Source organism: Actinomadura sp. NPDC048021 (genome assembly GCF_040653135.1).
GTDB lineage: Bacteria > Actinomycetota > Actinomycetes > Streptosporangiales > Streptosporangiaceae > Spirillospora > Spirillospora verrucosospora.
This window is the reverse complement of the sequence record NZ_JBEZJQ010000034.1, coordinates 30,691-51,561: the sequence shown is the minus strand read 5'-3', so window position 1 is coordinate 51,561 and position 20,871 is coordinate 30,691. Positions and strand designations below refer to the sequence as shown.

Sequence of the window (20,871 nt, the reverse complement as noted above, 5' to 3'; positions counted from 1 at the left end):
ACGTTTGGGAACGTTCCCCCAGGTCAAACCGTTGATGTTCATGCCGGAGTCGACGGGGAGGCAACGCAGGTGCGGTTCAACGGCGTCAAGACGGCAGCATTGATCGCTGCGCTGTCGGCATTGGTGCTGGTCGCCGGCTGGACGTTCGGCGGCGGCACCGGTCTGGCGATCGCGCTGGTCATCGCCCTCGGAACCAACGGCGTCGCCTACTTCTTCAGCGACCGCATCGCGCTCCGCTCGATGCGCGCCCACCCCGTCGGCGAGGTCGAGGCGCCGGTGCTGTACCGGCTCGTCCGGGAACTGGCGACCTCGGCCCGCCAGCCCATGCCGCGCCTCTACGTCTCCGAGACCCGCCAGCCCAACGCGTTCGCGACCGGCCGCAACCCGCGCAACGCCGCCGTCTGCTGCACCCGCGGGATCCTCCAGATGCTGGACGAGCGCGAACTGCGCGCCGTCCTCGGCCACGAGCTGTCCCACGTCTACAGCCGCGACATCCTCATCTCCTCCGTCGCCGCCGCCATCGCCACGGTCATCACGTACCTGTCCCACCTGGCGATCTTCCTGCCGATCGGGCGCTCCGAGGACGACGACGGCCCCGGCGTCCTCGGCGCCCTCCTGATGCTGATCCTCGGCCCCGTCGCCGCCGCCGTCGTCCAGATGGCCATCAGCCGGACCCGCGAGTACTCCGCCGACGCCGCGGGCGCCCGCCTCACCGGCGACCCCCTCGCCCTGGCCTCCGCCCTCCGCAAGATCGACGCCGGCACCCGCGCGCTGCCGCTGCCGCAGGACCCCGAGCTCGCCACCACCAGCTCCCTGATGATCGCGAACCCGTTCCAGGGCGCCGGCATCGGCAAGCTCTTCTCCACCCACCCGCCGACCGCCGACCGCATCGCCCGCCTGGAACGCATGGCCGGCCGCCGCTAGATTCGCCCGAACCACTCCGGACGCCGCCGCGTCATAACCAACAAGAGCGCGCCGGCCACTTCTGCGGGGGATGGGGCCGGCGCGCTCCCCTCGTCCTACCGGTAGTTCACGAACTGCAGCGCGACGTCGAGGTCCTTGCCCTTCAACAGGGTGATGACCTGCTGGAGGTCGTCCTTCTTCTTCGAGCTGACCCGCAGCTCGTCCCCCTGCACCTGGGCCTTCACACCCTTGGGCCCCTCGTCCCGGATGATCTTGCCGATCTTCTTCGCGTCCTCCTGGGCGATGCCCTCCTTCAGGCCCACGCCCAGCTTGTACACCTTGCCCGACAGCTTCGGCTCACCCGCGTCGATCGCCTTCAGCGAGATCCCCCGCTTGACGAGCTTGTCCTTCAGCACGTCCAGCACGGCGTTCGCCCGCTCCTCGGTGTTCGCCTGGATCTCGATCGACTCCCCGGACCACTTGATCCCCGCGTCCACGTTCCGGAAGTCGAACCGGTTCGCCACCTCCTTGGCGGCCTGGTTCAACGCGTTGTCGACCTCCTGCCGGTCGAGCTTCGACACGATGTCAAACGACGAGTCGGCCATCGCCCACACATCCCCTCAGCAGCAGCATCACGATCTACAGAGCGTATCGACTCCCCACGCCCCGCACGCCCCGCCTCGATGTCACACCCACCCCGATGGTCCGCTATCCTTTCCAGCGAAACACCACGGCGGGTTGCCCGAGTGGCCAATGGGAGCGGACTGTAAATCCGTCGGCTTAGCCTACGCAGGTTCGAACCCTGCACCCGCCACCACCACGTAGAACGGCCCCTGACCAGCTAGAACGCTGTCAGGGGCCGTTCTCGTTGGTTCCCGGTAGCTCCCCGCTCCTACCGGCCATTGCCGGGTGTTCACGGAACACGGCCGTCCGAGCGTCCTCTAGTCGACGTCCTCGACCGCGTTGTCGCCTGGGCCCGTGTGAGGAGGCACCTTCGGCTTCCACTGCGAGCAGTAGGTGTGGAGCGAGTCGAAACGCCCGGTGTAGGCCGCGTACAGCGTGGCGTTCCGCACGCGGAGGATGTTCTCGTCCTGCTGGCGCAGTGCCTGGACGGTGAGGTTGTGGCTGCCCACGTACAGGCCGGACGACGTGCCCTTACTGATCTGCATGAACTTCTCGTGCATCCACGAGATGTTGTTCACCGGCCCGCAGTACCTGACGCCGCCCTCGATGTAGGAGCTGTACGCGAGCTTGTTGACCGCCGCGTAGATCAGCTCCGCCCCACCGTCCTCAAAGGCGATGTCCCCGGTGAGCACTCGGACCGTACAGCCGCGCTTCCCAGCATCGATGAGCGCGTTGGCCACCGCCATCCGGACGACCCTGACGTTCGCCACGTTGATGACGTCGTCGCTGGCACTGCGCGAGCACCTCGCCGCCTTCACGTCCGCCACGACCGGATCGTTGGACGCACTCGTGCGCGCTTTCCCGGCGGCCTCCCTCCGAGGGAACGTGTAGACCTGATACTTCCCGCCGGGCGGCTTGTACACGTGACTCGATCCGTAGTTGTCGAGCCGCCCCGACCTGTTCGCGAGACGGTACATGTCGTCGAAATATCTGCTGTAGAACCTGTACAGCCCGGCGTCCCGCACCGTGATGGCACTTTCGTACGAGGTCCACTCGTGCAGATTGGCGGACGCCACGTAAACGACGTTCCGCGCGACGCCTCCCCCCTTCTTCGCGACCTTGTCGATCGTCATGAACTTGTTGTGCATGCGCGAATAGTTGTCGCCGACCTTCCGGTTGGCGGCGCATCCGCGAGTGGATATGTAGCGCCCGCTCTGCTTCGGGAACCCGCCGGCGCTGTCCGTGACCCGCCGCCCGCACGTCCGCACCGCATCGGGCGAGTCGGCGAACGCCGCCGTCAGCTCCCGGTACTGCGGCATGCCGATCTCGCTGCCGTTGATGACGACCCTGACCTTGACGCCCCGCCCCTTCGCCCTGCTGAGAGAGGTCACGATCTTGTTCTGGCTGAAGTAGTACAGCGGGAGCCGGATCGTCGCCCCGCTCGGCGCGGCGTCGATGAGGGCCTTGGCGTGATCGGAGATCACCGTGTTGTCGTCCTCGGTGAACTTCACATAGTCGTCCACCTGATCGAGAGCGATGGGAATCGCCTCATTCGGCGGATCGGCGTGCACCGGACCGGCCGGGAGCGCGGCACTCGCGAAAGCGAGCGCACCGAGAGCGACGGGCACCTTGAGGGGGAGCTTGCTGGACATCTTCAGCCTTCCGGTAGGGATCCGAGCCTCGCTGTTGGATGCCTTCTGACCGATGTCACATCCGCTGTCTTGCCGATGAGGCTAAAAACCCTCCGAATCCTCATCTAGGGCCCTAGGGCCCTAGACCGCACAGCGGGGACCCCAACCCGAACACCTCACGACCAAACACCAGCGCTGCCACTGAGCCATCTGGCACAAACGGCCGGAACGTCCCCGCGCAGCTCGCCGGTGTCGATGACCTCGCCGGTCCCCTCCCGGTCGTCCTGGCGGGCATCGCACTCCTAGCTGGTCGCCGTCCTTGAGCGCGTCCTCGATACGGCCGTTCCACATGTGCTCGTGGCCGTCGATGCACCCGGCGTAGACCCGTAGCAGGACTTCGACGCCGTGGCCGGCGCGGCGGGCGACCTCGGGTGCCGGGACGCCGGCTGTGAGGGCGAGCGTGACGCCGCTATGGCGGAGGTCGTAGGGCCGCCCGGCCAGGGGGGAGGCCACCTGTGTGGGCGTGAGCGCCATGCCGCGGGCGAGCTGCCAGACGCGCCCGTACGCGCTCTCTGAGAGCGGCCCACCACGCTCACCAGAGAACAGCCGCAATTCGCCGCTTGGCGTCGTCCTCCTGCCCGGTCATGGACTTGGCGTACACCCGCAGCAGGACGGCGTCGCTGCGCCCGGCCGACTCGGCCCCCTGAGCCGACGGCACCCCGGCCCCACGCCATGTGGACACGGCGGCGTGTCGCCGGGCGTATGGCGTCTCGGCTTGGCGATCACGCGTAGGTCTAGCGTCGCGCCACGCGAGGGCAGGTCCAGTTGACCAGGGGCAGCGGGTTGATCGGCAGAATGCGCCGCTGGCAGGCGTGCTCCATGGCGTTGTTAAACGTCGCCCGCTTCCTGGTCGCCCTGCTGCCGGTGGCGCGTGGCCCGTCTTGCTTGCTGCTGAGTCGGTTGAGCACCTGGCGTGCGATCTGCGGGCTTTGCCGCTCCGGCGCCAGTTCCCGTAGGTCGAGCGTGTTCCGGTCCAGCCAGTGCAGCGCGGGGAGTAGATGCTCAGGCGGTTCGCCTCCCTTGCGGTGAAGTCTGCTGTACGCCTAGCCCGGCGGGGCCTCACGAAGGAGCGTCCCCGCCGGGGCACCCTTGGACGGGTGAGCACCACTTCTGTTGCGTCCGTCAGGGCCTTAGCGATGCCCTGCCGATGGTGGGGCGAGGCCTACGGCCACTTCGCGGTGCGGTAGTGACCGAGAAGGGGGATCAGGCGATCGTGTCCTCGCCGCGCTTCCCCGACACCAGGCGACCGGTCTTGAGGGTGAACGCTTTGCCCTTGCGCGCTGCACTGACCGGAGGGGACCTACCTCGGCAGTGATCAGGCGGCTTTGCCGTGGGCGAGGTAGAGCTTCATGTTGGTGAAGTCGAGGGTGACGTTGTAGGGCTTCCAGAAGCTGTGGGCGAAGTGGCCTATCGCGTCGATTCCTGATCCGTAGGGCCAGCCCACGTTGACCGGCATGTTCGGGTCGGCTTCGCAGTAGATGTCGTTGGCGACGGCGTCGCCGAGGCGGATCTCCTTCGGGTAGCAGGGGTAGGTGGTGGTCGGGTGGCTGTGGGCGAAGGTCTCGATGGGGCGGTCGTAGTCGGTGCGGACCCCCAACTGCTTGGCCACCTCCCCGGGCATGCCCACGGCGATCTCGCCGATTCCGCCGAAGTTGACGCCCATCACCCGCGGGCCGGAGCCGGCGATGCTGCCCGTGCTGCTGAGATCGTGGTCACGGGAGAGCCAGAGCGGCAGGGGCTTGGTGCCCGCCCGTGTGGCCTCGGCGACCGCTTCGGGGGTCGGTCGGCGCAGGATCAGTGAGCGGCCCGCGTAGTCGAAGGTGGTCAGCAGGTGGTAGAAGATCCACGTGCCGATCAGGCCGTCGTTGCCGGTGCTGACATCTCCGCCCGACTCCGTCGACGACCAGCCCACCGGGACGTTGCGCAGTTCGAGGCCGCCCAGGTTGAAGGAGTCCAGCACCCCGTAGTACACCCATATGGGAGTGCCTTCGAAGTCGGTCTTTTCCGCGTACACGGGGCTCAGGCCGGCTTCCTTGGCCGCCGACGCGGTCAGGCTCAGATTCGGGGCGCCGGTGTAGAAACTGAGCTTCTTCGGCGGTCCGCCGTTGACGGAGACCTCTACCAGCGGTTCCGGGTCCATCTGCCTCCATGGCACGCGGCCGATGTCGCCGTGAATCTGGTAGGCCTCGCCGCGGATCGCCGCGAACCATTTGGCGTATCCTTCCTCGCCGCCCGCTCGCCAACGGGGCACGGAGAGGGAGAATTTGTCCTGCCTGATGTAGCAGTCGCCCAGGAGCTGGTTGGTCTCCTTGTCGTCGGGCGCCAGTCTGAGGGCCATCGTGAGGTACTTCTCCGCGTCGGGGAACTTGTTGGCCAGTAGCCCGACGTAGCCGCGCTGGCGTGCAGCGTGCAGGTTCGTTGGGTCCTTCTTCAGGATCTCCTCGTACGCGCGGGCGGCCTCCTCGAACTTCCCAGCCTTGAACAACGCGTCCGCGTCACTGCCGTCGGCGTGCGCCCTAGCCGTCTTGCCGAGCAGCGGTGTGGCCGCGGCGGCACCGGCCACCACAGCCGCGCCCCGCAGAAGCGAACGCCGATCCCAGCTCCCGTCACCAGCCACGCCTTCTCCTCTTCCGTAATCACTTTCCGCCGAGCGCAATGCGCTCGGCGCAGACCGCTGTGGTCCAAGCTCCCACCCAAGACGGAAGAGCGTTGCGGTGGCATATGCGTTTTTCGATACGCCCGCGATACAACCGGTCCCCTTCGCAAATGGATGGAACGCGGTGCTGGAGGGATGAAACGGGTGATCGAAGCTGAAGATGCTCGAACTGCCGGCTGAGACGGCGATTGAGGCTGCACGCCGACAGTCCGCTGACAAAGGAACCCCCGGCACGGCGTGCCGGGGGTCCCGCTTGGCTGGACGGTCCGGCGTGGTCACGCCGGGCCGCCCTTGAGATCAGCGAGCCAAGGCCTGGTCTTGCTGACTCCTTCGTGGAACCTCCGGCTGTGTGTGCCGGTCGCCTGAGCTAGGCGGCCGTCACTCGGTGTCGGAGGTCTTGGTGGTGCCGCCGGTGGAGGGGCCGCCCTTGAGGAAGTCCTCCAGGAGGCCGCCCGGCTTCGTGAGCGTGGCGACGGTGTCGGCGAGGGCGAGGAAGACGAGCGCGCGCATCACCGTCGGCATGACGGGACGCAGTTCCCGGGCCAGCTCGCCGCACACCTTCGCGGCCGTCGGGCTCTCGGTGACCAGAGGAGCCAGGGCCGCGAGGACTCGCAGCTTGTCCGCGACCTTCTCGGGGGTCATACCCGGAGCAGTCATGGTAGATCTCCTTTTAACGTGACACCTCGAGACTCTCTCGTGGTGCACTCACGACCGTCCGACCACGACGGCAACACGCAATGATCATGGCGTCGGCGTCGGTGCGGATCCCCTCCGAACGAGCGGATGCCGCCGTCCGGGCCCGGACGAGGTGGTCTTCTGAGACGCTGCCGATGTCCGAAGAAGTCAGGTGGTTCCCGTTGCTTGGAGGGGGCGGACGTGGCATTGACTTCCGGCTGGTCTGTGGTGGGCGACCCGGCTGAGTTCGGCCCAGGGGAGGAGTTCCTGCTCGCGCGGGCGGCGACCAACCTCCCGCTGCTGATCGCGCTGTCCGCCTTCCGCCGCTCAGGTGGTGGAGGGACTCCGCCGCTGTTCGGATGGTGGACAGATCCTGGGGGGACGGTCGGTGGCGCGTTCGTCCGCCCCTCTTTCGGCCCGTTGCTTCTTGGCGACATGCCGGTGGAGGCCGCGGCTGCGCTGCCGGGGTATATGGACGGCGCGCCCCACGCGTGGGAGGGCCGCAGTGACCTTGCCGAGGCGTTCGCGTCGGGATGTCCCGGGCGGGTGGTCGGTCCCCGACTGCGGTTGTACCGGCTGGAGGCGCTTCGGCCCTGTTCGGTGCCGGACGGCTTCGCGCGGCCCGCGGCGCCGACGGACCACGATCTGCTGGACCGCTGGTACGAGGCCGTCACCCGGGGCCACGGCACGCTCGGCGCCGTCGCCGGCCGCCTCGCCGCCGGTGACCTGTACGTCTGGGAGACCGGTGGCCGCGTGGTGGCGGTCGCCGGTCACGGCCCGCGGTTCGGCTCGGCGGTGCGGCTCGACCTGATCTACACGACGAACGAGCATCGGGGACGCGGCTACGCGACCGCCCTGGTGGCCGCCGTCACCCGCTCGCTGCTGGCCGCCGGCGCGACCGAGATCGTGCACGTCGCGACTCCGGCGAGTAGCGCCACCTATCAAGGTCTCGGCTACCGGTTGGTCGCCGACTACGTGACGTTCTCCCGCTCCGCCTGAACCCGGACGTGGCTTCGCCGCCGACTCGATATAGCCGGTGTCTGGGGGCGCCAAGATCTGGCCTCATGTGTTCAAGGGCCAGTGTCGAGACGGATCGCTGGGCTCCGTGCGTGGTCGGGACGATCGCCGCGTCCACATGGCGGTCAGGCTGACTGATCGGGACCGAGGACCTCGGGGGCCCTGGGCGGCACGCGCCATCGCATGGCTCGCAGAATGCGGGCGGAAGAATCGGCCTGCCAGTCCTCGTCATGGAAATTCCGCGCCGTAGGCCCCGGGGGACGCGGGAAGGCGCGTCATCTCGATGTCCGGTTTCCGCTTCTTCTCTCTGCAATGCGCGTTTTGAGTGCCGGGCTTGGGGCCCCCGTCAGCGCCGCGTAGGGCCCTAAGGCCCTAGGGTGCTTTCTTCCTGGATTTCTAAGCTCTCCCCACCGATCGGAAATCACGTATCGACTCAGGGAGAATTCGTGAAGAGCTCGAAGGCAAAGCAGGCCCGCATCGCCGCGATCGGCACCGGAGCGGCCGCCTTGGTCGCCGTCCCGGCCATCGCACTGGGGGTCTCGGGTTCCGGCCACTCCAGCACCGCCGGGCAGGTGGCGGCGCACGGCAAGGTCGTCAGGGCCGCGAGCCCGCACTGCGACCCCGGCTGGTCCGTCAAGGTCCAGCGCAAGGTCAACTACCGCAAGTCGACGGGCGAGCGGGACAAGCTGATCAACAAGTCGAAGCGGTCGGTCAAGCGCACCTACACCCTCACCAAGCAGGCGAGCACGAAGTGGAACGTCAGCGTCGAGGCCTCCGCGTCGTTCAAGGCCTGGATCTTCGCCGAGGTGAACGTGAAGGTCGGCGGCGGTCTCGAGAAGTCGGAGAGCATCACCACCACGCAGAGCGACGAGACCACGGTGCCGCCGAAGACGACGCTGGTCGTCACCCGCGGTTTCGAGATGCGCAAGATCTACGGGAACTCGTACTACACCTGGAGCAACTGCAAGACCGGGAAGTACAAGAGCTTCGTGCTGACCGCGCCCCACGGCCGCTACACCTCGTTCAAATAGCCGGCAGCTGACGCCGCGGAAGTGACTGCCTTTACGTGAATTGCGGGGTTCACGTAAAGGCAGTCACGCGTTTGTCGGCGCTTTCGTCTGCTCTCCTTCGCATGTGTCTCTCACACGGGACGGCCGGCTCGGCCAGTCGCGATCGCGCCTGGGGGCTCTCGGTGTTCAGCGGCCCACCCTCCTGGCTCCGCGGATGCGCGCGATGCCGCTGACTCCGCGCGCTGATCCCGATGCGATGCCGTCGTTCTCACCGAATGCTCTCGGCCGCTTGCGCTAGGGCGTGGTGCCCGGACGGTACGTCCTGCGGGCTCGGTCCCGCAGTCAACTGAAAAACAAGAGAAAAGAGAGAACCATGGGAGACGCCAAGATCACCCGGCGACAGGTCATCGGAGCAGCGGCTGTCGGGGCTGTGCTCGCAGTGACGGGCAAGGACAAGGACGAAGAGAAGAAGAGCCCCCAGCAGGAGGCTCCTCGCTCTGGCGACTCCTCCACGGAGCAGCCGAAGCGCTGATCGCGAAGAATTCAGCCGGGCCCCCTCCACGAGGGGGCCCGGCCCTGCTTTTGCGCCCGGCAGGTTGTGCCTCTTCCGGCTGCGGTGCGTGCTCACGCAGGGGCCGGGGTCAGAAGCCGAGGGCGTGGCGGAGGTCAGCGGCGGACTGTAGGACGATCAAGGCTCCGATGGTGATGAAGGCGATCGGGACCAGCCATCGGCCGTGCTGGTCCAGGAGATCGATGACCTTCTTGTGCGAGCCCAGCCAGGACGCGGTCAGGCACCACAGGGCCACGCCCGCCGCGAAGACCGCGACGGTGACGAGGGTGGACTCCGGGCCGATGGTGCGGAAGACCGGCGTGTAGGCCGAGATGTTGTCGGCGCCGTTGGCGATCGTCACGCTGGCGATCGGGAGCAGGCCCGAGGCGACCGCGGGAGGGCCGTCGTTGTCTCCGGCGCGGACGGCCGCGACGAGGCCGCGGACGCCGAGGGCCAGAGGGACGAGGCCGAGCAGGCCGATCCATTCGTCCGGGACGATCGTCAGGCCCAGCGCGGCGACCACCGAGACGAGGACCAGGGCGGCGATGCCCGCGTACTGGCCCGCCCAGATCTGCCAGGGCCGCGGGGACCCGGTCGCGCGTCCGGACAGGAAGAGGACGGTCAGGACGATCAGGTCGTCGACGTTCGTCGCAGCGAACATGCCGCACGCGGTCGCGACCGTGCCCGCTATTGACCCCATCCGCCGGAACCTACCGGAGAGGGGTGAAGGCCGGGGAGGGGCCCGGCCTTCACCGTCAGCCCTTGCGTGCGGGGAGGATGCGCTTCACCGCGAGGCCCGCGGAGACCAGGGTGAAGAGGGCGAGGCCGAGCCAGAGGGCCTGGAGGCCGAGCCAGGGCGACGCGGCGGCGGCGCCGCCGAAGCCGGCGGCCACGCCGCCGATCGGGGGGTTGTTGTACATGGATCACCATTTCCTTTCTTTGCGCCAGGCGGCCTGCCAGAACGCACGCGCCTGGACGATCTGGAGGAAGACGTCGAAGACCATCTCGACGACGATGGTGGCGGCGATCGCCATCTGCGCCGGGCCGCGCCGGCGGACGGTCACCACGCGCTCCACCATGAAGATCACCGTGATGCCGGCCCACAGCGGGCTGATCTGGATCCCGCCGAGCCAGATCACCGAGTAGGCGAGCGAGAGCAGGTACGCGGTGATCACGAGGATGCCGACCAGGGAGAGCAGCTGCCGTCCCCAGTAGGGCCGGGTGACGGGCGTCCAGCCGTAGTCGACGAGGTTCTCCAGCGCGCCGCGCTTCCAGCGGAGGCGCTGCTGGGCCAGTTCGCGCCAGGTCGGCATCACCTCGGTGGTGAGCGTGCACTCCTTCGGGCAGAGGATGCGGAACCCGAGGTGGAGGATGGCGAGGGTCAGCTCGTTGTCCTCGGTCAGGACGCGGACGTCGTAGACGTGCGGCAGGCCGGGGAGGCGGCGGTCCCGGCGGGCGGCGACCACCTCCTGGAGCGTGGCGGCCCGGAAGATCGTGGCGGTTCCGGTGAGGACGAGGGCCTTGCCCTGGAGGCGCCGGACGTCGCGGGCGTAGCGGGCGTACTCGTTGCGCTGGAACATGCCGACGGCGCCGCCGCCCGGCTTGCCGGTGAAGGTGCCGCCGACGGCGGCGTACCGGCCGGTGGCCAGGTATTCGACGCCGTGCCGGATGAAGCCGGGGTCGAGCGCCGAGTCGGCGTCCATCACCATGATCGCGTCGTCCGGGCCGAAGATCGGCAGCAGCCGGTCGAGGACCTGGTTCAGCGCGCCCGCCTTCTTGTGCTCGTTGCCGCGGGTGCCGACGATCTCGACGCCGCACAGCTGCGCGAACGCGGCGGTGGCGTCGGTGCAGTTGTCGGCGATCACGATGATGTGGTCCGGGGGGCGCTCCTGGCGGCGCAGCGAGGCGATCGTCTCGGTGATCTGCTTCGCCTCGTTGTGCGCCGGGATCAGGACGGTCACGCGCATTGCGTTCGCGCGCACGGGGGCCTGGTCGCGCTTGCCGTCCTTCCCCTTGCGGGACGGCGCCGGGGTGGGCCGCGGCCGGGCGTGGACGGGTGGAGGCGGGGACGGAGCCGGGGGCGAGGGGCGCCGGACCGGCGGAGGCATGAGCGCGGCCGCCACCCGGTCGGGGACGGTGACGGTCGGGGAGAGGGCGCGGTGGGTGCTGGGGCCTCCCCGCGCCAACGGGGACGCCAGGTGTCCCGAACCGGGCGTCCGCCGGACGGGAGACGCCCCGACGTGCGGAGCGGGGCGCGGGAGACGGTGCCGTCCCTGGTGGGGGCGGGGCCCGTCGGGGGCGCCGGAGACGGGGCGCATGTCAGCGGGTCCCCTCGGTGCGCATCAGGTGACCGAAGGCGATGACGTTGTCCACGTAGTGGCCGGTGGCGCGGTCGAAGCGCCCGCCGCAGGTGATCAGGCGGAGCGCCGCGTAGCCGGGGTCGGAGTAGACGCGGCGGGTGGGGAAGCGGTCCTTGCCGAACCGCTCGACGGAGTCGACCCGGAACACGGCGGTGCGGCCGTCGGCGCGCAGGACGCTGGCCCGGTCGCCGGGGCGCAGTTCTCCCAGCCGGTAGAACACGGCCGGGCCGCGCGCCGAGTCCACGTGCCCGATGATCACGGCAGCGCCCCGGCTGCCGGGCGCGGCCCCGAGGCGGTACCAGCCGGCCTCCTGCGCGCGGCTCGGCGGCGGCGTCTCGACCGTCCGGTCCGGGTTCTTGGCCAGCTTCATCAGCGGTGTGCGCACGCCGATCCGCGGCACTTCGAGGCGGAGCGGAGCGGCGGGCGGCAGCGACGCCGTCGTGGCGGGCTCGGCGGGACGGGACGCGTCGGGCGACGGCATCGGCGGAGCGGCGGTCGCCGGGTCTCCCCGGAAGGCCTGGAAAGCCAGGAACCCGGCCACGAGCAGGGCGGACGCGCCCACGGCGACGGCGGCGAGCACGCGCGCGCGTTGACCACGAGACGTCACTGGGGTCGTGCTCCTCTCGCCGCTCGGGGGGTGGGGGCCGCGGAACGCGGTGGTGGTCGAACGGTAATGAGCCAGAGTTAACGTTTGGGGCGTGAGGACGGTGAAGTCGCAGATGAACGTCCTGTGACAGTTGAGGTGGCTTGTCCCATGAGGGAGTCATTGGTCCTGTCAACCAGGTGGTTCAGGCAGGGACGCTGCGAACCAGAGCGTTGCGCTATGTGGCACTTGACCTGCGGAAATGTCGGTGGGGGTCGGAGTGGGCGGCGAGGGGGCGCCGGTCGGCGACGGCGGGACGGCCGCGACGGTGGATACAAACATCGCTGTCCGAAAGTGGCCCATCTCTCGGCCGAAAATGATCTTCGCAGGTCACAGGGGTCGTCGGCTTGGTCCTCGGGCCGGGGCCGAAACGCGCGGGAGTGGGTGGGCCACGCCCGGCGGCGGCGTTCGCGTCCCTAGGGCCACCACATCAGGACCGGCGCGGGAACTCGGGATGAGGGAATTGGTCTAGCGGCTCCCCAAGGGGCGGGCCACCGGGTAGACCTGCATCCGTGCAGGTGAGTTATGTGAGTGTGGCGACGCCGGGACGGGAGAACGAGGACTTCGTGGCGGCCGGCCCCGGCTGGGTGGTGCTGCTGGACGGCGCGACCGCCCCGCAGGGGGTCGACAGCGGCTGCCGGCACGACCCCGCGTGGCTGGTGCGCAGGCTCGGCGGGCATATCGCGGCGCTGCTGGCGCTGGAGGACGGCAAGCCCCTGCCCGACCTCGTCGCCGAGGCGATCAAGGTGACCGCGGAGGCGCACACCGAGACGTGCGACCTGGGCAATCCCGACAGCCCGTCCGCGACCGTGTCGCTGCTGCGCCGCCGCGGCGGGGCCGTGGAGTGGTACGTCCTCGCCGACTCGCCGATCGTGGTGGACGTCGGCGAGATCAGGGTCTTCCGGGACGACCGGGTCGACCATCTGCCGAGCTACACCCTGGAGGGCGTGCGGCGGGCGCGCAACAGCCCCGGCGGGTTCTGGGTGGCGAGCACCAGGCCGGAGGCCGCGTACGAGGGGCTGACCGGCGAGGTGCCGGTCGAGGGGCTGCGGCGGGCGGCGGTGCTGAGCGACGGCGCGTCCAGGCTCGTGGAGCGGTTCGGCCGGATGGAGTGGGGCGACCTGCTCCGCCTCCTCGACGAGGAGGGCCCGCGGGAACTCGTCAGGAGGACCAGGGCCGCGGAGGCGGAGGCGACCGCGGCCCGCGGGAAGCGGTACGACGACGCCACCGCCGTCTTCGTGCGCTTCGACTCCTGACCGCTGCCCCCGCCTAACGCGTCGGGGCCGCCCTGCCGTCAGCGCGTCGGGGCCGCCCTGCTGTTAACGCGTCGGGGCCGCGATGTGCGGCCACCAGGCGTCCAGGTCCTCCGGCAGGTGCATGCCCTCCATGCGGAGGGTGCCGGGCATGAGCGGGAAGCGCCGTCCGGCGGGGAACGTGCGCTCGTAGGACGGCGGATCGATCACGACGACGCGGGTGCCGTTCACGACCGGGATGTCGGCCGGGACGCCCTCGTTCCAGATCGGTTCGCCGTGCGCGTCGACGAGGTTCCACGGGCTGGAGATGATCGGGCGCCCGGGCGGGGTGTCGGCGTTGAGGAAGCAGGCGATGATCTCGGGGGCGGGACGGTCGCCGGTCAGCCCGCCGGGACGTCCGATGAGCGCGCCCGCGAGCAGGACGTGCAGCTGGAAGTTGTCGCCGAGCCCGCCGATCGTGACCGTCCACCCCTTGCGGCTCGCGCGGTCGAGGACGAGGAGGCGCTCGCCGTCCAGGACGCGCAGCAGCGCCTGGTAGTGCTCCATCTGCCCGAGGTACTGGGCGGCCTGCCCGGCGGCGAAGGCGCAGAAGTCGCGGTCGGCGATGCCCGCCCGCACCGCGGGCCCCATCTGCAGGACGGTGCAGCCCGCCATCGCGAACTGCGGCAGCGCGAACCACGACATCATCGCGGTCACGGCGCCGTCCCCGAGGTGCGGCGCGACGGTGTCGAAGACCTGCTGGGAGGGCTGCTCCTCCTGCATGTCCGGCGGCGGCTTGCCGCCGGCGGCCTGGTCCCACGCGTTCGCGAACGCCAGCGCGGCGGCGGTGACCTCGGAGATGCGGTGGACGAGCGGCGCCCCGACGGGGTCGGGGTCGGCGCCGTTCTCGACCCAGGCGCCGGAGACGATGGCGAGCCACCCGCCGAGGTTCGGGGGCGCCTCCGCGATGCCCTCGGCGAGGCGGGGCATCGCGGCGGTCATCTCGGCGGGGGAGGCCGTCTGGAACACCTGCATGAGCTGCGGGAGGAGGTCGCCGAAGGAGCGGTCCTCGACCACCGCGGCCCGGACGATCTGATCGACGAGAGGCTGGAGCGACATAAACGATCACCTTGGCATATCGGGTGCGCCGGGCCGGAATCCGCCCACCATCTTGGAATCTGATTCTAGAATAGGGCCCATGGAGCCCCAGGATTTCGCCGACGTGCTCAAGGCCGTCCGCAGCTTCGTCCGCGACCAGGTCGTCCCGTGCGAGGAGGAGATCGAGGAGACCGACGCGATCCCGGAGCGGCTCCGGCGCACGTCCCGCGACATGGGCCTGTTCGGGTACGCGCTGCCCGAGGAGTACGGCGGGCTCGGCCTCTCGCTCGGTGAGGAGGTGCGGCTGGTCTTCGAGCTCGGCTACGCCAGCCCCGCGTTCCGCTCCATGTTCGGCACCAGCAACGGCATCGCCGGGCAGGTCCTGGTGAACGCCGGGACGGCGGCGCAGAAGGAGGCCTGGCTGCCGAGGCTCGCGTCCGGCGAGGTCGTCGGGGCGTTCGCGCTGACCGAGGCCGAGGCGGGATCCGACCCGAGCGCGCTGACCACGACCGCGGTCCGGGACGGCGACGACTACGTCATCGACGGCGCCAAGCGGTTCATCACCAACGCGCCCGAGGCCGACGTCTTCATGGTCTTCGCCCGGACGGGCGGCCCCGGCTCCCGCGGCATCTCCACCTTTCTCGTCGAGAAGGGCGCGGGCGGCCTGCGCGTCGGCCCGTCCGACGAGAAGATGGGCCAGCGCGGCGCCCACACGGCCGAGGTCTTCTTCGACGGCGTGCGCGTCCCCGCCGAGGCCATGGTCGGGACGGAGGGGACGGGCTTCCGCACCGCGATGGCGTCACTCGCCCATGGCCGGGTCAGCATCGCCGCCGTCTGCGTGGGGCTCGCCCAGAGGATCCTCGACGAGACCGTCGCGTACGCCAAGGAGCGAAGCCAGGGCGGCAAGGCGATCGGCGAGTATCAGCTCATCCAAGGGCTCATCGCCGACTCCCAGACCGAGCTGTACGCCGGACGCTCGATGGTCCTGGAGGCGGCCCGCGCCTACGACGCCGGCGAGGACACCAAGCTCGGCCCGTCCTGCGCCAAGTACTACTGCTCGGAGATGGTCGGACGGGTCGCCGACCGCGCCGTCCAGGTCTACGGGGGCATGGGCTACATGCGCGGCGTCGCCGTCGAGCGCTTCTACCGCGACGTCCGGCTCTTCCGCATCTACGAGGGGACGAGCCAGATCCAGCAGCTCGTCATCGCCCGGAACCTGCTGCGCTGACCAGCGCGGACACCGGCGCGGGAATCCGGTTCGCACCACGCGCCCGGACCCTGTATGGTTTCACTGCGCGAACGACGCAGGCCCCTTTAGCTCAGTCGGCAGAGCGTCTCCATGGTAAGGAGAAGGTCTACGGTTCGATTCCGTAAAGGGGCTCACGGCAAACCGGCCGCCATCCGCATTCCGGAGGGCGGCCTTCGTCGTACCGGGGAGCGGCCGTCGCCGCCCCCGCGGCGCCGAGCGCCCTGATTCGCTCCATACCTGTGCCTGTGGTACCGTCCCACCGGTTCCAGCAGGACGTTTCGCAGCTCACCGGCGCACCCGGTATTCTGGAGACGGTCCCGCGGAGCCCGCGGAACCGGTTCCCCGATCATCGTCCGGGTTCTCGTGTTCCCAGGGCTCGGTGAGCATCCGGTATCCTGGCAATCCGGTCCACACCGACCATCTCGGCGGGGTAGCTCAGTCAGGCAGAGCAAGCGGCTCATAATCGCTGTGTCGCCGGTTCAAGTCCGGCCCTCGCTACTACCCAGGTCTCTCACCCCCCGACGGGGGTGAGCAGGCTGGGTCGAATCGCCGGCCGTCCCCCGGGGACGGCCGAGGTCCGAAAGTCCATGTCCCTAGCTCAGAAAGGCACTCCATCGTGGCTGCCACCGACGTCCGGCCGAAGATCACGCTGGCCTGCCAGGAGTGCAAGCACCGCAACTACATCACGCGGAAGAACCGGCGCAACGACCCGGACCGCCTGGAGATCAAGAAGTACTGCCCGAACTGCCGGACGCACCGTCCGCACAAGGAGACCCGCTAACCGAGGTCCCGGACGGAGAAGTACTGCCCTGCCGCAGGGCCAGGACCCACCGTCCGCATCGGGACACCCGCTGGCCAAGGACCCACGGTCCATGCCCGGGAGACCCGGCCACGGTGCGAGTCCGCCCCGCAGCGCAGACTTCTTCGCACGCTTGCCACTGACACGCATCAGCCCGTTCTCGCAGTCCGCGAGGGCGGGCTGAACGTCGTTCCGGGCGCCGTCCGTCCGGAACGCAGGTCCCGGGGACCGGCCGGCAGCGTGGCTGCCGGCCGGTCCCCGGGCGGGTTTCACGGACGGTTGCTCGTGTCGTTGAGCATCGCGTCTTCGATCTCCTGCAGTTCCGCCTCCGGCATCTCGATCATGCCGGCCAGGACGAACCACAGGACCCACGAGAACGTGAGGCCGGGACGCTCCTCCCACTCCCCGCGGGTGATCTCGCCCCTGGCGTAGCGCAGGGTGCGCTCCGCCAGTTCCTGCAACTGGGCCTCGGAGACCCATCGCAGGTTCCGGAACGACTTCCTGTCGAGGCGGAGTGCCTTCACGTCGGCCACCGTGGCGCGGTACAGCTGCCACTTGTGGCCGAGACCGAACGGGCCGTCCCCCCGCTTGCAGGGGTTGGCGCGCCACTTCGGCTCCGGGAACAGCGGGTTCAGCGACGTGACGGTCAGACCCGTCTCTTCGTTGACCTCCCCGTGGGCCGCTTGGTCGAAGCCGTCGAAGTCGTCCTCGACATGCCCGCCAACGCCGGACGCGCCCCGGCCGTCGGAGATGTCGCCGATCAGGACGCCCAGGACCGGATCGGTGATGATGACGCCGACGGAATGACCGTCACACCTTTTGGGGTGCGTATTTCGGGCAGCGCTCATGGCTGCTTCACTCCCTTTTGTTCTTGTTTGTCGGATATCTGGCGCGGCACGATGCCGCAGGTTGGACAGTCCAGGCGCGAAGGCTCCCGGCAATGGGCGCGGAGCGCCTGGTAGACGGCCCTGTCATCGCGGTGCGCAGACCGGTCAGAACGGTGCGCACACGGGTCATCGCCGGTCGTGAACTCGTCCGCCAAGGGAGGTTGCGGCTCGACCGGACCAGCGGACGATCAACATCGCATCCCGAAGGCCGGGGTGCCCTTGCGTCCGTCTCGGACGGCGTAAGGCGGGTTCAACGGAGAACCAACATGACAGAACCGATCTGTTCCTCCGGTCCGGAGGAGCGAGACATACAGCTGCCCGCCTCGCAGGCGGCCGAGCCGGCACTGGTCGAGCCCAGCTCGATGCTGGGCCGGCGCGCGGAGGCCGAGTTCGCCGAGGGCTTCCGGGTCCTCGACCGCATCGGCCTGCCGACGGTCGCCGTGTTCGGCAGCGCCCGCACCGCACCCGGCACGGACGAGTACGAGCTCGGCGTCGGCATCGGCGCCGCGCTGGCCGCAGCCGGCTTCGCGGTGATCACGGGCGGTGGCCCCGGCGCGATGGAGGCCGCCAACAAGGGGGCGTTCCAGAACGGCGGGGTGTCGATCGGGGTGGGCATCGAGCTCCCCCACGAGCAGCACCTCAACCCGTACCTCACCGTCGGGATCGAGTGCCGGTACTTCTTCACCCGCAAGGTGAAGTTCGTGAAGTACTCGGACGCGATCGTGGTGCTGCCGGGCGGCAACGGCAGCCTCGACGAGCTGTTCGAGGCGCTGACCCTCGTTCAGACCAAGAAGATCCCCCCGCGGCCGATCGTGCTGGTCGGCGAGAAGTACTGGGGGGGCCTGGACGCCTGGATCCGGGGGACGATGCTGCCCAGCGGCAAGATCTCCCCGGGGGACCCCGACCTCTACACCATCGTCGACACGGTGGACGAGGTCATGGCCCTCATGCCCGGGCACACCGCCTCCTAGGGGGCGGCGTGAAGTAAGGGTCCCGCTCCCTGGGCGGGATCCCTGAGCGTCAGTGGACTCCCGGTCGGACAGCGTTCTCGCTGCCCGACCGGGAGTTTCATGTATGTGCCGAGACTTTCGCCCAGTGTCCGATTCCCGCCGTCCGCCGCTCCTCCAGAAGGCCGCTCATTCCCCAGGCCGCCCAGACCGTCACGAACTCTCCGTTCTGGCACTGAGACCCGCGCGGACGGTGTGAATGCCGTTCTGTTACCGTCCGTCCGGAGAGGCGGAACCAGCGCGCTCAGAAGGCGCCCGGACGCCCCGGCCGGCGGAGCGGTGCGGCCGGCGAGTCCGCGGGGCCCTGGTCCATCTGGAGGGAACGGACTGCATGGCACTCAACCGTGATTTCATCGGGCGGAGCTTCCCGCCCAGCGAGCCCTACGAGGTCAGCCGGGTGAAGATCCGCGAGTTCGCGGACGCGATCGGCGACCGCAACCCCGTCTACCGCGACCGCGAGGCGGCCAAGGCGGCCGGGTACCCCGACGTCATCGCGCCGCCCACCTTCCCGATCGTGGTCTCCCTCGGCAACCCCGGGCTCGCCGACCCCGACCTCGGCCTCAACTACGCGATGGTCGTGCACGGCGAGCAGCGCTTCGAGTACACGCGCCCGCTGCGCGCCGGGGACGTCATCACCTGCACCTCGACGATCACCGAGATCAGGTCGATCGGCAACAACGAGAAGATGGTCGTGGAGACCGAGATCGCGACCGTCGAGGGCGAGCCGGTCTGCAAGTCCTACAACACGATCGTGGAGCGGGGTGCCTGATGACCGCCAAGGTGAACTACGCCGACGTCGAGGTCGGCACCGAGATCCCCAAGCAGACCTACGCCGTCGACCGCGCCAACCTCGTCATGTACGCGGGCGCGTCCGGCGACTTCAACCCGATCCACTGGCGCGAGGGCGTCGCCAAGGCCGTCGGCCTCCCGGATGTGATCGCCCACGGCATGTACACGATGGCGCAGGGCGGCCGGTTCGTCACCGACTGGGCCGGCGACCCGGGCGCCGTCGTGGACTACGGGGTACGGTTCTCCTCTCCGGTCGTGGTCCCGGACGAGGGCGGCGCGACGCTGGAGATCAGCGGCAAGGTGGAGGAGAAGCTCGACGACAACAAGGTCGTCGTGGCGCTCACCGCCAGGTCCAACGACCAGAAGGTCCTCACGCGCGCCAAGGCGGTCGTCAGGCTCGCCTGAGCGCGGCGGCACACCGGCCGGGATCGTCCCGGCCGGTGCGCGCGTCGAGGGGACGAGGGCGGGCCGGCCCGGCGGCGCGGGGCACGGCAGGAGGGGGAGACGACGTGGCGGTGTTCGCCGAAGACGTGAACCTGGCCGGATACACCACGCTGCGGCTGGGCGGTCCCGCGCGGCGCTTCGTCGAGGCGACGACCGAGGCGGAGCTGGTCGCGGCCGTCCGCAAGGCCGACGACGAGGGCGAACCGGTCCTGGTGCTCGGCGGCGGCAGCAACCTCGTGGTGTCCGACGACGGGTTCCCCGGCACCGTCGTGCGCGTCGGGACCCGCGGCACCGAGCGCGTCGCAGCCGAGGGCGGCAGGGTGCTGCTGCGCGTCCAGGCCGGCGAGGACTGGGACCCGTTCGTCGCCCGCTGCGTCGCCGACGGCCTCGCCGGAGTCGAATGCCTGTCCGGGATCCCCGGCCGCGTCGGCGCGACGCCGATCCAGAACGTCGGCGCCTACGGGCAGGACGTCAGCGAGACGATCGTGGAGGTCCGCGCCTACGACCGGGAGGCCCGCGACTGCGTCGCCCTCGACCGCGACGCCTGCCGGTTCACCTACCGGCACAGCGCCTTCAAGGGCAACGACCGGTACGTCGTCCTGGACGTCACGTACGCCCTGGAGGAGGCCGAGGAGTCGCAGCCCATCGCCTACGCCGAGCTGGCGCGCAGGCTGGGCGTCCGGCCGGGGGACCGGGTCGCGCTGAAGGAGGCCCGCGACGCCGTCCTCGAACTGCGGCGCGGCAAGGGAATGGTCCTGGACGCGGCCGACCCCGACACCCGCAGCGCCGGGTCCTTCTTCACCAACCCGATCCTCGACCCGGACCGGCTCGCCGAGCTCGAACGCCGCGTCGCCGAGCGCCTCGGCCCGGACGCGACGTTCCCGCGCTACCCGGAGGCCGACGGCCGGGTGAAGACGTCCGCGGCCTGGCTCATCGACCGCGCCGGGTTCGCCAAGGGCCACGCGCGCGGCCCGGCCCGCATCTCCACCAAGCACACCCTCGCCCTCACCAACCCGGGCGGCGCCACCACCGCCGACCTGCTCGCGCTGGCCCGCGAGGTCCGCGACGGCGTCCGGGACGCGTTCGGAGTCGAGCTGGTGAACGAGCCCGTCATGGTGGGCGCGACCCTCTGACCCGGGGCCCGCCCGAGGCTCCTTGGTAGGGTGGACGGCGTCGAGGGGGAGTAGTCCCAATCGCGTGGTCGACATGCTGGCGCCGCCGACGGCGCCCGGTCACG

At 69.7% G+C, this 20,871-nt stretch carries 22 protein-coding genes and 3 tRNA genes; 14 read left to right on the top strand and 11 right to left on the bottom strand.

Annotated elements, in window-relative coordinates; all coding sequences use genetic code 11:
* Nucleotides 1-69: 69 nt before the first annotated feature.
* Entirely contained in the window at nucleotides 70-924 is an 855-nt protein-coding gene (gene htpX, locus AB0C87_RS37960) for a zinc metalloprotease HtpX (RefSeq protein ID WP_345178305.1), read from the top strand.
* Between the two features lie 95 nt (nucleotides 925-1,019).
* On the opposite strand, the gene AB0C87_RS37955 is transcribed toward htpX, so the two are convergent.
* Nucleotides 1,020-1,508, bottom strand: a complete 489-nt coding sequence (locus AB0C87_RS37955) for a YajQ family cyclic di-GMP-binding protein (RefSeq protein ID WP_345178307.1) — start codon at nucleotides 1,506-1,508, stop codon at nucleotides 1,020-1,022.
* Nucleotides 1,509-1,635: 127 nt separating this feature from the next.
* On the opposite strand from AB0C87_RS37955, the gene AB0C87_RS37950 reads away from it, so the two are divergent.
* Nucleotides 1,636-1,720: transfer RNA gene (locus AB0C87_RS37950), tRNA-Tyr, on the top strand.
* A gap of 124 nt (nucleotides 1,721-1,844) precedes the next feature.
* Here AB0C87_RS37950 and AB0C87_RS37945 read toward each other — a convergent pair.
* The 4 genes from AB0C87_RS37945 to AB0C87_RS37930 form a co-directional block, all read right to left on the bottom strand.
* Complete coding sequence (locus tag AB0C87_RS37945; RefSeq protein ID WP_360581619.1) at nucleotides 1,845-3,098, bottom strand: phospholipase D-like domain-containing protein; 1,254 nt, start codon at nucleotides 3,096-3,098, stop codon at nucleotides 1,845-1,847.
* A 652-nt stretch (nucleotides 3,099-3,750) separates the two neighbouring features.
* Nucleotides 3,751-3,876, bottom strand: coding sequence for a hypothetical protein (locus AB0C87_RS37940; RefSeq protein ID WP_360581618.1), 126 nt, complete (start codon nucleotides 3,874-3,876; stop codon nucleotides 3,751-3,753).
* A 657-nt stretch (nucleotides 3,877-4,533) separates the two neighbouring features.
* A complete protein-coding gene (locus AB0C87_RS37935) occupies nucleotides 4,534-5,835 on the bottom strand; it encodes a tetratricopeptide repeat protein (RefSeq protein ID WP_345178373.1) in 1,302 nt (433 codons plus the stop codon).
* A gap of 417 nt (nucleotides 5,836-6,252) precedes the next feature.
* Nucleotides 6,253-6,531, bottom strand: a complete 279-nt coding sequence (locus tag AB0C87_RS37930) for a hypothetical protein (protein ID WP_360581617.1) — start codon at nucleotides 6,529-6,531, stop codon at nucleotides 6,253-6,255.
* 219 nt (nucleotides 6,532-6,750) lie between these two features.
* Between AB0C87_RS37930 and AB0C87_RS37925 the strand changes: the two genes are divergently transcribed.
* From AB0C87_RS37925 to AB0C87_RS37915, 3 genes are all read left to right on the top strand, one after another.
* The gene (locus AB0C87_RS37925; RefSeq protein WP_360581616.1) at nucleotides 6,751-7,548 is read left to right on the top strand and encodes a GNAT family N-acetyltransferase; all 798 of its coding nucleotides are present in this window, start codon (nucleotides 6,751-6,753) and stop codon (nucleotides 7,546-7,548) included.
* A gap of 464 nt (nucleotides 7,549-8,012) precedes the next feature.
* Nucleotides 8,013-8,597, top strand: a complete 585-nt coding sequence (locus AB0C87_RS37920; RefSeq protein ID WP_360581615.1) for a hypothetical protein — start codon at nucleotides 8,013-8,015, stop codon at nucleotides 8,595-8,597.
* A gap of 352 nt (nucleotides 8,598-8,949) precedes the next feature.
* Nucleotides 8,950-9,108, top strand: coding sequence for a twin-arginine translocation signal domain-containing protein (locus tag AB0C87_RS37915; protein ID WP_345178380.1), 159 nt, complete (start codon nucleotides 8,950-8,952; stop codon nucleotides 9,106-9,108).
* Between the two features lie 109 nt (nucleotides 9,109-9,217).
* Here AB0C87_RS37915 and AB0C87_RS37910 read toward each other — a convergent pair whose 3' ends face one another.
* The 4 genes from AB0C87_RS37910 to AB0C87_RS37895 are packed head-to-tail and all read right to left on the bottom strand — an operon-like array spanning nucleotide 9,218 to nucleotide 12,093.
* A complete protein-coding gene (locus tag AB0C87_RS37910; RefSeq protein ID WP_360581614.1) occupies nucleotides 9,218-9,826 on the bottom strand; it encodes a cadmium resistance transporter in 609 nt (202 codons plus the stop codon).
* 55 nt (nucleotides 9,827-9,881) lie between these two features.
* A complete protein-coding gene (locus AB0C87_RS37905) occupies nucleotides 9,882-10,046 on the bottom strand; it encodes a hypothetical protein (RefSeq protein WP_160160924.1) in 165 nt (54 codons plus the stop codon).
* A 3-nt stretch (nucleotides 10,047-10,049) separates the two neighbouring features.
* The gene (locus tag AB0C87_RS37900) at nucleotides 10,050-11,444 is read right to left on the bottom strand and encodes a glycosyltransferase family 2 protein (RefSeq protein WP_360581613.1); all 1,395 of its coding nucleotides are present in this window, start codon (nucleotides 11,442-11,444) and stop codon (nucleotides 10,050-10,052) included.
* Nucleotide 11,445: 1 nt separating this feature from the next.
* Complete coding sequence (locus AB0C87_RS37895; protein WP_353831433.1) at nucleotides 11,446-12,093, bottom strand: class F sortase; 648 nt, start codon at nucleotides 12,091-12,093, stop codon at nucleotides 11,446-11,448.
* 563 nt (nucleotides 12,094-12,656) lie between these two features.
* Here AB0C87_RS37895 and AB0C87_RS37890 point away from each other — a divergent pair.
* The gene (locus tag AB0C87_RS37890; protein ID WP_360581612.1) at nucleotides 12,657-13,385 is read left to right on the top strand and encodes a hypothetical protein; all 729 of its coding nucleotides are present in this window, start codon (nucleotides 12,657-12,659) and stop codon (nucleotides 13,383-13,385) included.
* Nucleotides 13,386-13,448: 63 nt separating this feature from the next.
* On the opposite strand, the gene AB0C87_RS37885 is transcribed toward AB0C87_RS37890, so the two are convergent.
* Nucleotides 13,449-14,480, bottom strand: coding sequence for a hypothetical protein (locus tag AB0C87_RS37885; protein ID WP_360581611.1), 1,032 nt, complete (start codon nucleotides 14,478-14,480; stop codon nucleotides 13,449-13,451).
* Nucleotides 14,481-14,559: 79 nt separating this feature from the next.
* Between AB0C87_RS37885 and AB0C87_RS37880 the strand changes: the two genes are divergently transcribed.
* The 4 genes from AB0C87_RS37880 (at nucleotide 14,560) to rpmG (ending at nucleotide 16,489) form a co-directional block, all read left to right on the top strand.
* Nucleotides 14,560-15,687: an acyl-CoA dehydrogenase family protein gene (locus AB0C87_RS37880; protein ID WP_360581610.1), complete on the top strand. Its 1,128-nt coding sequence runs from the start codon at nucleotides 14,560-14,562 to the stop codon at nucleotides 15,685-15,687.
* 80 nt (nucleotides 15,688-15,767) lie between these two features.
* Nucleotides 15,768-15,840 (top strand) — tRNA-Thr (locus AB0C87_RS37875).
* Between the two features lie 292 nt (nucleotides 15,841-16,132).
* A tRNA-Met gene (locus AB0C87_RS37870) sits at nucleotides 16,133-16,206 on the top strand.
* A gap of 118 nt (nucleotides 16,207-16,324) precedes the next feature.
* Nucleotides 16,325-16,489, top strand: coding sequence for a 50S ribosomal protein L33 (rpmG, locus tag AB0C87_RS37865; RefSeq protein WP_067466611.1), 165 nt, complete (start codon nucleotides 16,325-16,327; stop codon nucleotides 16,487-16,489).
* Between the two features lie 287 nt (nucleotides 16,490-16,776).
* Here the strand turns inward: rpmG and AB0C87_RS37860 are convergent, their stop codons facing one another.
* On the bottom strand, nucleotides 16,777-17,355 hold the full coding sequence (locus AB0C87_RS37860) for an NUDIX hydrolase (RefSeq protein ID WP_360581609.1): 579 nt from the start codon (nucleotides 17,353-17,355) through the stop codon (nucleotides 16,777-16,779).
* 305 nt (nucleotides 17,356-17,660) lie between these two features.
* Here AB0C87_RS37860 and AB0C87_RS37855 point away from each other — a divergent pair, with 305 nt between their 5' ends.
* The 4 genes from AB0C87_RS37855 to AB0C87_RS37840 all read left to right on the top strand — a co-directional run bounded on the left by AB0C87_RS37855 (nucleotide 17,661) and on the right by AB0C87_RS37840 (nucleotide 20,767).
* Nucleotides 17,661-18,365, top strand: a complete 705-nt coding sequence (locus AB0C87_RS37855) for a TIGR00730 family Rossman fold protein (RefSeq protein ID WP_360581608.1) — start codon at nucleotides 17,661-17,663, stop codon at nucleotides 18,363-18,365.
* 367 nt (nucleotides 18,366-18,732) lie between these two features.
* The gene (locus AB0C87_RS37850; RefSeq protein ID WP_089315429.1) at nucleotides 18,733-19,170 is read left to right on the top strand and encodes a MaoC family dehydratase N-terminal domain-containing protein; all 438 of its coding nucleotides are present in this window, start codon (nucleotides 18,733-18,735) and stop codon (nucleotides 19,168-19,170) included.
* On the top strand, nucleotides 19,170-19,595 hold the full coding sequence (locus AB0C87_RS37845; protein ID WP_345178409.1) for a MaoC family dehydratase: 426 nt from the start codon (nucleotides 19,170-19,172) through the stop codon (nucleotides 19,593-19,595). The genes AB0C87_RS37850 and AB0C87_RS37845 overlap by 1 nt, the downstream gene beginning before the upstream one ends.
* Nucleotides 19,596-19,699: 104 nt before the next feature.
* A complete protein-coding gene (locus AB0C87_RS37840) occupies nucleotides 19,700-20,767 on the top strand; it encodes a UDP-N-acetylmuramate dehydrogenase (RefSeq protein ID WP_345178411.1) in 1,068 nt (355 codons plus the stop codon).
* Nucleotides 20,768-20,871 lie beyond the last annotated feature (104 nt).